This is a genomic window from Lacticaseibacillus sharpeae JCM 1186 = DSM 20505, from assembly GCF_001436225.1.
GTDB classification, from domain to species: domain Bacteria; phylum Bacillota; class Bacilli; order Lactobacillales; family Lactobacillaceae; genus Lacticaseibacillus; species Lacticaseibacillus sharpeae.
In genome coordinates this window covers 33,978-46,442 of sequence record NZ_AYYO01000037.1, presented here as the reverse complement: position 1 = coordinate 46,442, position 12,465 = coordinate 33,978, and the positions used below count along the sequence as shown (strand labels likewise).

Annotated in this window: 11 protein-coding genes; 8 read left to right on the top strand and 3 right to left on the bottom strand. The window is 55.3% G+C overall.

The annotated features are described in order from the left end of the window. Positions 1-37 precede the first annotated feature (37 nt). Complete coding sequence (locus FC18_RS07555) at positions 38-2,815, top strand: cation-translocating P-type ATPase (RefSeq protein WP_056975968.1); 2,778 nt, start codon at positions 38-40, stop codon at positions 2,813-2,815. A gap of 609 nt (positions 2,816-3,424) precedes the next feature. Then, positions 3,425-3,727 carry a cold-shock protein gene (locus FC18_RS11940; protein WP_082403984.1) on the top strand — a complete coding sequence of 101 codons (303 nt, stop codon included), beginning with the start codon at positions 3,425-3,427 and terminating at the stop codon, positions 3,725-3,727. A 64-nt stretch (positions 3,728-3,791) separates the two neighbouring features. Here the strand turns inward: FC18_RS11940 and FC18_RS12085 are convergent, their stop codons facing one another. After that, positions 3,792-3,959, bottom strand: a complete 168-nt coding sequence (locus tag FC18_RS12085) for a hypothetical protein (protein WP_156300859.1) — start codon at positions 3,957-3,959, stop codon at positions 3,792-3,794. A gap of 205 nt (positions 3,960-4,164) precedes the next feature. Here FC18_RS12085 and FC18_RS07545 point away from each other — a divergent pair, with 205 nt between their 5' ends. From FC18_RS07545 to FC18_RS07530, 4 genes are all read left to right on the top strand, one after another. Beyond that, the gene (locus FC18_RS07545; RefSeq protein WP_054678050.1) at positions 4,165-5,016 is read left to right on the top strand and encodes a TMEM175 family protein; all 852 of its coding nucleotides are present in this window, start codon (positions 4,165-4,167) and stop codon (positions 5,014-5,016) included. Then, on the top strand, positions 5,016-5,465 hold the full coding sequence (locus FC18_RS07540; RefSeq protein ID WP_054678048.1) for a GNAT family N-acetyltransferase: 450 nt from the start codon (positions 5,016-5,018) through the stop codon (positions 5,463-5,465). The genes FC18_RS07545 and FC18_RS07540 overlap by 1 nt, the downstream gene beginning before the upstream one ends. 111 nt (positions 5,466-5,576) lie before the next feature. Then, entirely contained in the window at positions 5,577-6,278 is a 702-nt protein-coding gene (locus FC18_RS07535) for an ABC transporter ATP-binding protein (RefSeq protein WP_054678046.1), read from the top strand. A 9-nt stretch (positions 6,279-6,287) separates the two neighbouring features. Further along, the gene (locus FC18_RS07530; protein ID WP_056975936.1) at positions 6,288-8,915 is read left to right on the top strand and encodes an ABC transporter permease; all 2,628 of its coding nucleotides are present in this window, start codon (positions 6,288-6,290) and stop codon (positions 8,913-8,915) included. Between the two features lie 93 nt (positions 8,916-9,008). Here the strand turns inward: FC18_RS07530 and FC18_RS07525 are convergent, their stop codons facing one another. Beyond that, complete coding sequence (locus FC18_RS07525; protein WP_054678041.1) at positions 9,009-9,524, bottom strand: hypothetical protein; 516 nt, start codon at positions 9,522-9,524, stop codon at positions 9,009-9,011. Positions 9,525-9,705: 181 nt separating this feature from the next. Here FC18_RS07525 and FC18_RS07520 point away from each other — a divergent pair, with 181 nt between their 5' ends. Both FC18_RS07520 and FC18_RS07515 read left to right on the top strand, forming a co-directional pair. Next, on the top strand, positions 9,706-9,990 hold the full coding sequence (locus FC18_RS07520; RefSeq protein WP_054678039.1) for an autorepressor SdpR family transcription factor: 285 nt from the start codon (positions 9,706-9,708) through the stop codon (positions 9,988-9,990). Beyond that, positions 9,980-10,621 carry a DUF1648 domain-containing protein gene (locus FC18_RS07515; protein ID WP_056975934.1) on the top strand — a complete coding sequence of 214 codons (642 nt, stop codon included), beginning with the start codon at positions 9,980-9,982 and terminating at the stop codon, positions 10,619-10,621. Before FC18_RS07520 ends, FC18_RS07515 begins: the two co-directional genes overlap by 11 nt. Before the next feature lie 48 nt (positions 10,622-10,669). On the opposite strand, the gene abc-f is transcribed toward FC18_RS07515, so the two are convergent. Further along, positions 10,670-12,217, bottom strand: a complete 1,548-nt coding sequence (abc-f, locus tag FC18_RS07510; protein WP_054678034.1) for a ribosomal protection-like ABC-F family protein — start codon at positions 12,215-12,217, stop codon at positions 10,670-10,672. Between the last annotated feature and the right edge of the window lie 248 nt (positions 12,218-12,465).

Sequence of the window (12,465 nt, the reverse complement as noted above, 5' to 3'; positions counted from 1 at the left end):
ACACGGTGTATCGCGCTAGAAGGACCGGTGAATGGATATGAGTAAACTGACGAAGACTCCGCAAGAACTCGCAAAGGAGCCCGAAGAAGTTGCCCTCAAGGAAATGGACACGTCGCGGGATGGGTTAACCAGTACCGAGGCCGCTGCCCGGTTGCAAGAGTATGGACCAAACGAAATTCAAAAAGGCAAGAAGAAGTCCCGTTTGTGGATGTTCCTCAAGAACTTCACCTCGCTCATGGCGATTCTGCTGTGGGTTGGGGGTATCATCGCGATTGTTGCGGGGATGCCGGAACTCGGGATTGCCATTTGGTGCGTGAACGTCATCAATGGTGTGTTCAGTTACTGGCAGGAATTCGCCGCGCAAAAGGCGACGGATTCGCTGATGAAGATGTTGCCAACGTACGTGCACGTGCGGCGTGACGGCAAGCTGGTGCAAATTGAGACGACTGAGCTGGTTCCGGGGGATGTCTTTGCCCTGCAGGCCGGCGACGCGATTTCGGCGGATGCCATGCTGATTGAAGCATCATCAATGCAGGTTGACCAGTCCGCGCTGACCGGTGAATCGGTACCGGAAAGCAAGAATGTGAAGTACGACCCCGGCGAAGGTCAGTTTGCCGAGAGTAATCTAATTTATGCCGGCACGACCGTTGGCGCCGGGACCGGGCTCGCGGTGGCGATGGCAACCGGGATGAACACCGAGTTCGGGAAGATTGCTTCCTTAACTCAAGGCCAGACTAAGACGGACGGACCGCTGCAGAAGGAACTGAACCGTTTGACCCAGCAGCTGTCCATCATTGCTATTGGTATCGGGATGGCATTCTTCATCCTGGCCGTAGTGTTCGTGCACTACCCGATGGCCAAGGCGTTCATCTTCGCCTTGGGGATGATTGTGGCCTTTATTCCTGAAGGACTGCTGCCAACCGTGACGTTGTCGCTGGCCCAAGGGGTTCAGCGGATGGCCAAGAAGCACGCGCTGGTGAAGGATTTGTCGAGTGTCGAAACGCTGGGCGAAACGACCGTGATTTGTTCCGATAAGACCGGGACACTCACCCAGAACCAGATGACTGTGAACCACATCTGGTTGCCACACAAGGAATACGGTGTGACGGGCCAGGGCTTCGTTGCTAACGGGGACATCAAGTACCGTGGACACAAGGTTAAGTTGGACCAGCACCCCGAACTGAAGCTGTTGCTCGAGATTTCCGCGCTGGACAACGACACCCGTGTACAGCAAGCTGACGACGGGACGCCGAAGCTGCTCGGGACCCCAACCGAAGCCGCAATGATCATCATGGCGGAAAAGGCGGGGCTCGATGCCGACGAACTCGGCAAGGAAATGGTTCGGGTTAAGGAACTCACCTTTGACTCCGACCGTAAGCGGATGACCACCATCAACAAATTGCCTGATGGCGGCCTACGCATCTGCGTGAAGGGTTCCCTGGGTGACATGTTGACGCAATGTACCACCATCTTGGACAAAGACGGCGTGCGCCCAATTGTCGATAACGATATCGACCGTGCCAGCCGCGCCGAACGCGACTACGCCGAATCCGGGCTGCGGACCCTGGCTGTCGCTTACCGGGATGTACCCGCAAGTGAAGTGCCAGAATCTCTCGACAGCTGGGACATCAAGACTGTTGAGCAGAACTTGACGCTCGTGGGGCAGGCCGCCATGGCTGACCCCGCACGGCCCGAAATTTTCGCCGCCGTTAAGGAATGCCATGAAGCCAACATTCGCATCATCATGGTGACCGGGGACAGTCCCGTGGTTGCCAGCAACGTGGCTGCCCAGATTGGGATTGTTTCCAGCAACAAGGCCCGCGTCATTACGGGTAGTGAACTGGCTGCGATGAGTGACGAGGATCTGAAGTCTGCATTCAAGGACGAGCTGATTTTCGCCCGCGTGGCACCAGAACAGAAGTACAAGATTGTTTCCACCTTGCAGTCAATGGGCGAAATCGTTGCGTCCACTGGTGACGGGGTTAACGATGCGCCTGCCTTGAAGAAGGCGGACATTGGGGTTGCGATGGGTGTGACCGGGACCGACGTGGCGAAGGATGCTGCGGACATGATCCTGACCGATGACAACTTTGCGTCCATCGTTGCCGCGATTGAAGAAGGCCGGACGGTTTACAACAACATTCAGAAGTTCCTGATGTACATCCTGAACTCCAACGTTGCTGAAGCCATTCCATCCGTGCTGTTCCTGTTTAGCCGCGGACTGATTCCACTGCCGTTGACCGTGATGCAGATTCTGACCATTGACCTCGGGACCGACATGCTGCCAGCCCTGGGTCTGGGGGCAGAACTGGCTGAACCCGGGATTATGCAGGTACCACCACGCAGCCGGAATGAACACATTCTGACCAAGAACGTGCTGTGGCGCGCCTTCGCTTGGTACGGGATGATTGGGGCCGCTGTTTCTACGCTCGGGTACTTCTTCGTCAACATGATGCATGGCTGGCCAAGTGTCGCTCTGGCCGGCAGTGGCAACATCTACGTCGAAGCTACGACCATGACCCTGGCAGCGGTGGTCTTCACCCAGATGGCCAACGTCATGAACTGCCGGACGCGGAACGCTTCCGTCTTCTCCATCGGGATTTGGAAGAACTCCAAGATTAACGTCGGGATTTTCGCCGAATTCCTCTTGCTGCTGGCGCTGATGTACGTGCCCGTGCTGCAGGATGTCTTCGAAACCGGTGCTCTGGGCTGGCAGGAATGGATTTTCCTGGCCTGCATCCCAATTCCGGTATTCCTGATTGAAGAGCTACGGAAGAAGATTGTGCGTGATCACAGTCGTAAGCCGCAGATTTAACGAATTGGTCGGAACAAATAACAAATCTGACAAAATGAACAGTAACACGTTTTCCCGTGACTGAATGAACATCGGTCTAGATGAGTGCGGTAAAAGCGCGTGCTGATGGGAAAATGTTATACTTTTCGTGCAAGATGGTTGAGTTCGGTGAATGATTTCACCGAACTTTTTTTGTGACAAAATAACAGCGTGAACTATTAGTACACACTGTTATTACGAAAAGTTGTTCCGACAATTTTTGTGATTGGTATATGGGCATTTGCAGGGGTTTTTCAGTGTTTACCACCCGGTAGTTCAGTTATCAAAATTTACAAAAAGATGTTATTGCAAATGATTAATGTCACACAAATCACGAAAAAATATGTAAAAACACGTTTGAAAAGCTTGATGTATCGGTATATTAGATGATATAACATAGACGAGGTAATTCTGAGGGGGATTACGCGACGTTATTGATGACAATAATTTTGTTCGGATTTACGTTATGCTATTATAAGTTGGAGCGTTAGTAAATGTGTACCTGTATGCCGGGGGAGGCTGCCGGTGCGCAAGGATGGCTCGCACGCCATGAGTGTAGGTTGAATCTCACCGAAAGGCAGGATTTGACGTATGATTTATGGAACGATTCAGTGGTTCGATATGAACCGTGGCTATGGCGTCATCACAACTAATGATGGTACGGATGTATTTATGCCCTATTCTGCCGTCCTGAGTAACGGTTTGCGTTACCCAGAAGCGGGGCAGTATGTGGCACTAGAAGTTGAACGCTCAACGCACAATTACATGGGCGCAACGAATGGGTTGCGGGCACGCGTAGTTATTGCGGCCACAGCAAGTGGTACCCCAGAATGGACCATCGCAGCAGTGCGCGCTGCTGGGGAAGATTTGAACTATCAAGAATTTGCCGGATAAAAGCCGGATACAGCAAGAGGCCACTGCGATTAGACTCGCAGTGGCCTCTTGCTGTTGGTGCCGCTTATTTGCGGATGTAGTTGTTGTACGCCCAGTAGATGGCTGCGACGATGGCCACGAATAGACCAATGCGGATGACGAGGGCGAAGATGCCCGCCACGATTGGGAGCAGGATGATGGCCAAGATGATGATCCCGGCGATGACGAGAATTTGTTTAAGCTTTTCACTCATGATTTTTCCTCCGTGGCGCGAAGCCATTTGTTAATTATCTATTAGTGTAGCGCATTTGGTTTTTGTTTACATGAACATTATCGCGTTTTCTGCAATGCGGTACATCGTTCGTAAAACCGAGATTCTTATTGGACTTTAGTCTGAGGTGCAAATGGGCGCCAATACTGCTAGAATAGGCAAATCAAATTAAAGTGGGCGAAAATAAGTGATTGAAATCAAAAAGCGGCTTGATGCCTTTGCTGACGCCATCATTGCCATCATCGTGACGATTATGGTTCTCGAATTGCCAATCAACATTCACGGCGGCAATCTGGATTACCTGACCATGTTCAAGGCCATTGGTGTTTACGCCGTGAGCTTCTGCTTCGTGGCTAACATCTGGTACCAGCATGCACAGGCTTTTGCGGAAGTGGAGACGGTGGCACGCAAGACCATCATCTGGGACCTCATCTTGATGTTCGTGCTCAGCCTGGTGCCGGCGCAGACCCGGATCATGACCAGCGTCGAAACCAACACGTCGGTGATGATGTATGGCGGATTGTACCTCATCGTCACCTTCATTTTGCGGATCATCGTTAAGCAGATTGTGCACAGCAAGTACACGGAGCGCGACGACATGGCGAAGATGTACCAAGCGATTTATGGCGACCACAACCTGGAACTGGGCGGACTCATTCTGGCCAACATTGTCCTGGCGTATTTCTACCCGAAGATTGCTATGATTCTGTTCATCGTCATCACCGTGCGCGCCTTCTTCACCGGGTCGGGTGAGCAGGCGGAGATGGATGATGCCAATGCGATGACCGACACGGGCCGGGCCACCTTTATGGACCTGAATCTGGCCCAAAAGCGGGGGTTCATGACCGCACTGCGCCGCTACATTACGCGGGAACGTGCGCGGGGGAATTACGACAATTATGCGGGTCAAGATTGGGACCAGTTCGCCCAGCGGATGGATCGGCAGTATCACATCGCGCCAGCTGACCTGCATAAGTGGGTGGACCAGGCAAACCAGCCGTACCACGGCCGGTACGCTGGCCGGCAGGTGCACCGCTGATGGTGATGATTGCTGAATTTACCGGCCGTGACCGCACCGCGCTGCTGCCGCTGCTGCTTCTGGGCGATGAGGACATCACCCAGGTGCGCAGTTACATGCAGACCGGGCGCGTGCTGGTGGCGCAAGTTGCTAACCGCACCGTGGGCGTACTGCTGCTGACGGAGATTGACGACGTGACGGTAGAAGTGAAGGATCTGGCGGTGACGCCGGATATGCAGCGCCGCGGCATTGGCAGTCAGCTGGTTGCGGCGGCAAAAAAGCGCTGCGTACCTGGTCAGCGCATGATTGTGGGCACGGGGGATGCTGACCTGCAGAACATCCACTTTTACCTGCAGAATGGCTTCCGGTTCTACGGTGTGCGCAAAGGCTTTTTCAAGCAGTATGCCGCGCCCATCTTCGCTAACGGTGTGCAGTTAGTCGACATGGTGATGCTCGAACAGTTCATTTGAAGTTTGCCCATTAGCCCCTGTTGCTCCGGCGACAGGAGCTTTTTTTGACGCGGCAATGTAAGCGGATTTGCATTATAATATAGAAAACCAGGAAAGCATGGGGTGCAAAGAATGGCATACATAGAAGTGCGCAACGAGTTCAAGCGGTACCAGATGGGCGAAACGGAGATTATTGCGAACAACGATTTGAGTTTTGACGTCGAGAAGGGCCAACTGACCGTGATTCTCGGGCCCAGTGGCGCCGGTAAGTCGACGGTGCTGAACATCTTGGGCGGCATGGACTCGCCAACAAGTGGGCAGGTGCTGGTTGACGGCACGGACATCGCCCAATTCTCCGAGCGGCAACTGACCAGCTATCGGCGCAGTGATGTCGGCTTCGTGTTCCAGTTCTACAACCTGATTCCGAACCTGACGACCCTGGAGAATGTCGAGATGGCCACGGCGCTCACGCCTGACGCGCTCGATCCGGCCGACACGTTGCGGGCAGTGGGCCTGGCTGACCGGCTCGACAATTTTCCCGCCCAGCTTAGTGGTGGGGAACAGCAACGTGTCGCCATTGCGCGTGCTTTGGCGAAGAACCCCAAGCTCTTGCTGTGCGACGAGCCAACTGGTGCGCTGGACTACCAGACGGGGAAGGCCGTACTGCGGCTGCTGGCCAACGCGAGCCGCGACCACGACGCGACGGTCATCATCATCACGCACAATGCCGAAATCGCAAAGATGGCCGACCGCGTCATTCACATCAACGACGCCCGCGTGCGCAGCGTGGAAGATAACGCAACGCCGCTGCCCGTCGACGAGATTGAATGGTAGGTGGCACGGATGCAAGGCAAAGTATTGAACAAGATGCTGCGGCGCACCATTAAGGAAACGCGCGGGCGCTTCATCGCCATCACCCTCATCATTATGCTTGGGGTGCTGATTTTTGTCGGCGTGAAGGGGATTGGCCCCGGCTACCGCGACACGGCGACTAGTGAGCTGAACGCCACCAAGCTGCAGGACATGTCCATCACCAGCACGGTTGGGTTAACGGCCAAGGACGTCAAGCTGGCCAAGCGGGTCAACGGCGTGCAGGTGGCGGCCACGAAGAGTACGTTTGCGCTGGCTGCAAGTGACGAGTCGGTCGTTAACGTTTATGGTTACCGGAATAACGACGGGCTGAACCAATTGCTCGTGCGCAGTGGGCACTTGCCCAAGAACCAGAATGAAATTGTGCTTGATTCGCGGGCGCAGGAATACGGCAATTTCCACCTCGGCGACACCTATAAGCTGAAGCAGACGGACACGCTCAAGCGGCGCAGTTACAAAATCGTCGGGTTTGCCGATTCGCCGCTGTACATCAACAACAACTACGACCGCGGTAACGCGAACATTGGTAGTGGCACGGTGGCGTACTTCGCTTACGTGCAGCAGCAAAATCTCGATCTGAACGTCTACACTAGCATTGGGTTGCGGCTGACGAAGCGGCCAAGTGGCGATACCTACGCCAAGAGCTATAAGACGGCCGTGAACGCTAAGCTCAAGCAGGTGCGCAAAATTTTCAAACACCGTCAAGCTGCGCGCAAAGCGGAACTGACGGCAACGGCCATGCAGCCGATTAACAAGCAGCAGGCCAAGTTAGATAAGGCCAAGACGCAGGTGACCCAAGCCAAGGCGCAAATTGCCCAGGCTACACACGGCCAAATGACAACCACGCCGGAACTCACGGCGCAGGCGGCTAAACTCACCGCGGCCCAGACTAAGTTAGATACGGCCAAAGCCAAGGTGCACAAAGCCATTCCCACGCCCAGTTACACGTACGGCAAGCGCGCCGACCTGGCCGGCTTCAGTGACTACGGCGCTTCCGCGGATCGCATCGCGGCCATTGGTGATGTGTTCCCCGTGTTCTTCTTCCTGATTGCGGCGCTGATTACCTTTACCACCGTCAGCCGGATGATTTCGGAAGATCGCACCCAGCTGGGGACGATGAAGGCACTGGGATACTCGCGCCTCGCGATTGCGCGGAACTACTTCCTGTACGCGCTGATTGCAGCTGTCCTCGGGATTGTCTTCGGGGTCATCATTGGCCAGCAGGGACTTGTGCGGTTTGTGCTGTACATCAGTCAAATGAACATTTTCACCGGCCAGATGATTCTGCCGCAGTGGCAGGATATCGGCCTCGCGACGCTCATGGCAATGCTCGCGACCATCGGCGCGGTGGCCGTGGTGGCGCCCGCCGAGTTGCGGACCAAGCCCGCTGAGTTGATGCTGCCCAAGGCGCCGAAGAACGGGAAGAAAATCCTGCTGGAGCGCATTAAACCCCTCTGGCGGCACCTAAACTTCCACAGCAAGGTTTCGCTGCGGAATCTGTTCCGGTTCAAGTCGCGCATGTTCATGACCATCATCGGGATTGCCGGGGGTGCAGGCCTGATTCTGACTGGGTTCGGGATTCGTGATTCCATCATGGGTACCACCAGCGCTCAGTTCGGCGGCGTGCTCCATTACCAGGCGATTGTGCGGCTGGCAGATGACCACACTTCAGCCAAGGCCATGGATGTTCTGCAGGGGCAAAGCCAGTTCAAGTCGGCTGAAGACGCCACGACCGACACGGTGGAGCTGCGGACGAATGCCGACACGATTTCCGGGGTCAGCATGATTGTGCCGGCCCAACGTGCGGGCTTTAGTAAGTATGTCAGTTTGCAAGATGCGAAGAAGCAGGCAGTGGCGTTGCCAAAGCGGGGCGTGGTCCTGACCATCAAGGCGGCCCAGGTTCTCGGGCTGAGTAAGGGCGATAAGCTGACGGTTAAAAATAGCGACGGGCAGAGCAAGTCTGTACGCGTGGCGGCGATTGTGCAGAACTATACGGGCCACTTCATTTACCTCAGTCGCACGGCCTACCAGCACGTCTGGGGCCAGCCGGCGCAGACCAACGGCTTGTTGGTTAAAACCAAAACCATGAGCAAGAAGGCCGAACGTCACTTGGCCCGCAAGTTGCTGAAGGACGGGAACGTGGTCAACACGACGTTCATGTCCGACACGCTCAGCACGGTCAACGACATGAGTAAGAGCCTGAACGCGGTCGTCGTGATTCTGATTCTGTTGTCGGGGATGCTGTCGTTCGTCGTACTCTACAACCTGACGAATATCAACGTGTCGGAGCGCATGCGGGAACTGTCGACCATCAAGGTGCTCGGGTTCTACGACGGCGAGGTGACGATGTACATCGTGCGTGAGAATATCGCGCTGACCATCGCCGGCATCATCGCCAGCTTCGGGGTCGGCCAGGTGCTCACCCGGTTCATCTTGAAGCAAGCAGCGACCGACACCATCATGTTCCCAACCATCATCGGCTGGGAGGGTTACGTCGCGGCGGCAGTACTCACGGCGGGCTTCACGGCCATTGTCATGTGGGTGACCCACGTGCGGCTGAAGCATGTGGACATGCTGGAGGCACTGGCGGCGCGGGAGTAGCGCGGTTTTAATTATTGGTAATTTACGCATCAAAAAAACGGCTGGCTACACGAACCAATTCGTGCAGTCAGCCGTTTATTTTGGACTAAACCGTTAAAGCGTCGCCGCGAGCAAGAACAGCACCGCCGTCACCAGGGATAGCACAATCACGGTCGCATTGGCGGAACGGTACCGCATTACGTCATCGGGGTTGTACGTATAGAAGTGCAATTCGTTTTCCGGATGCGCCTCCAGATACGCCGCACGCAGCTGGTTGCCATGCACCACTATGCGCCGGTACAGCAGTTGCAGACCGGCGAAGAGGAACATGACCACACACCCGAAGCCAAACGCGAGGTTGACGTTATCGAGCATTTCGCGCAAGCAGAATCCAGTCGCGACGAGGATCAGCATGAATGCAATCCAGATGGTCAGCGTGAGCCGGGCTGGTTTCTTGAGTCGCAAATATTCGCGCTGCTTTGCCAGTTCCGCCTGCGTTGAGTTGGCGTTAGCAGCTTTGGTCTGCTGGTTGAGGCGGCGTGTGATTTTACTGACAGGGATGGTGCTGAAGATACTGATGAACATGAAGATGATGGCGATGAAGCCGAGTAGCAAGCGTAAAACAATCATGGCGGCTTTCCTCCGAATATGCGTTAAGTTCCGTAAGTATACCACTGAGCTGTGACGGATTCATGAACAATTACCCGCGGCGGAAAATTTTGCCGGCGATGCAATTTCCCCTTGTATTCGCTTGCAAAAGTATATACAATTTGTTTAGAAAGGTTTCTAAACAAGAGAGGAAGCGAGCCAGATGTCGATGAGTGCCACCTTGAAGGCCATCGCGGATCCGATGCGGCGGTCGATTCTGGAATTACTGCGGCAGGGGTCAATGTCGGCGGGCGATATCGCCCAGCATTTCCCCGCACTAACACAAGCGACGGTGTCGTACCACCTGAAGCTGCTCAAGCAAGCCGACCTGATTACAGAAACACGCAAGAAGAATTTCATCTACTACGAACTCAATGCCAGCGTCTTTGAAGAAGTGCTGACGTGGATATACGGACTCGGTCTGGGGGATAAGGAACATGACGCTTAAAGAAAGAATGAAATACCTGTTTTGGAGCCTCGTGGTGATTGTGATGCCACTGTTTTACGGGCTCGCGAACTACGACCGGCTGCCCGCCAAGATGGCGATTCACTGGGGACTGCACAACAAGCCGAATGGGTTCGTGGACAAGCCGATTGCGGTGTTCGGGCTGATTATTTTGATGGTCGCACTGCAGATTATCATGATGGCGGTGACCTGGTTGAATAGTCTGCAAAAAGGGGCGGCGAAAAAATTCGAAAAGGTAACCCTGGGTGTCATCCCCGTGCTCACCTTCGTCCTCTACATTGCGACCATCATGGTGAACCTGGGCACGAACGTCAATATCTGGGCCGTGGCGATGACCCTGGTTGGGCTGATATTCATCGTGCTCGGGAACTACATGCCGAAGATTCCGGCGGATTACAACCGCGGCCCCGGCAAGAAGAAGTGGCGGGACCACCCTGAAGCCTGGAAGAAGATGAGCCGCGAGCTTGGCTTCGTCATGGTTGGCGGCGGGATCCTGTGCATCATCAGCATCTTACTGGCCGAATGGGTCTCCATTGTGGCGCTGATACTGACGGTGGCGGGGATTTCGTACGTGGGCTTCCGCGGTCAACGGTACATTAATGAAGCAGAATAGTTAGCAAAGGCCGGCACGCTGATTTGCGTACCGGCCTTTTACATGCACTTATTTAGTTAACGGCTGCAATTCGATGGTCTTGGTGGCCACGGCGTCGATGAAGTGGGTGTCGTGTTCGGTGAACAGCATGGTTGGCTGCACCTGCTTGAGTACCTGGATGATTTGGTCCTGGTTGAACACGTCGAGGTAGTTCAGCGGTTCGTCCCAGATGTAGAAGGCGGCGGTGGTGGCCATGCTGGCGGCCAGCTCGACTTTCTTCTGTTGTCCGCCCGACATCTCTTCGATGGGGACGTTGAAGACGCTGCGCTCTACGCCGAGCTTGTGCAGGTTGTTGAGCAGGTCCTGGAAATTCAGCTTGCGGGCCTCGGCAAACGCCGGCAGCAGCCCCTTATTATCGGCGTACTGCTGGCGCACGAGGGCGCGACTGGCGGACTGGGCGAGGTCGATTTCCCCACTAATGGTGCCGGTGAACGGCGCCACCTGCTGGCCGGTCACCGTCGCCGCGGTGGCTTGCTGCAAGATAGCGGCGAGCAGCGAACTCTTGCCCGCACCGTTGGGACCGACCAGCGCCACCCGGTCGCCGCGTTTGACTTCAAACGTGAGCGGCGCAAACAGCGGCTGGCCGTTGAAACTGAGGGTCAAATCGCGCACCCGCAGCAGCACTTGGTGGTGATCCGGTGCGTAGTCGAGGGCCAAGGGGTCGATGTACTCGATGTTTTTGAGCAGGGCTTCCTTGTCCGCGATTTCCTTGTCCATTCGGTGTTCAATGGTCTTAGATTTTTTCATCAGGCGGGCGGCGCGGGCGGTAACGAACCCACTGTGGCCGGTCCCACCGCTCCCCTTAACGTGCGGATCACCGTGGATGTCGCTTTCCCGGCTCATCGACCAGTCGGCCTTGGCGCTGGCTGATTGCTTCAAGCGGCCGATATCCTTCTTGAGCTTGGCCTGTTCGTCCAACTCGTTTTGGTCCTTGCGCGCCTTGGCGTGCTCGTAGGCGCCGAAGTTCCCCTGGGTGAGGACGAGCTGCTGCTTTTCGATGGTCAGCGTGTGGTCAGTGGCGGCATCCAGGAAGTCGCGGTCGTGGGAAATCACGATGAAGCCTTGGTCTTTGCGGGCCAGATAGGCGGCCACTTGCTGCCGGCCGGCGTGATCCAAGTGGTTGGTGGGTTCATCGATGAGTGTGAACGAGACGGTGTCGGCGAACAGTACCGCCAGCAATAGCTTAGTCTGTTCACCACCAGACAGGGTGGCGTAGGGGCGGTAAAGCACGTCTTCGGCCACGCCCATCTGCGTCAGTTCGCGCTGCACCTGCCAGAGCTCCACATCACTAACGGCATCGACCACCTGCCACGCGTCGAGCGTCTCGTCGGGGATGGTCTGCGGGAAGTAGTTCAACGTGACGGGCACCGCAATATTGGTGTTGCTGCCACCGTGCAGTTTGCCGCGCAGCAAGTTGAGCAGCGTGGTTTTGCCCCGCCCGTTGCGCCCGGTCAGTCCCAGGTGCCAGCTTGTGTCGAGTGTTAGGTTCTGGTTGGTGAAAATATTCTCGTGCCCTGGGTAAGCGAAAGTTAAGTTAGTAATTGTAATTGACGACATAGGCAATCCTCCATGGTGACAGGCACTAGGAGCGGTTAACTGGCTGCGTGAGCATATAAAAAGCCCCCAGACGACTCTGGGGGCAATGGCCAGCCAGAGAAGTTCAGCAGGAAGTCAAATCCGCACACTGCACCCCTTGCTTGGGCGTGCTGCTAGTGCTGAGTTTTGACAACTTGCTTAGAACTTCAATGGACGTGACCTCCGAATTAATTGATGGTTAATTTATAGCACGGATTCGGTGATGGTGT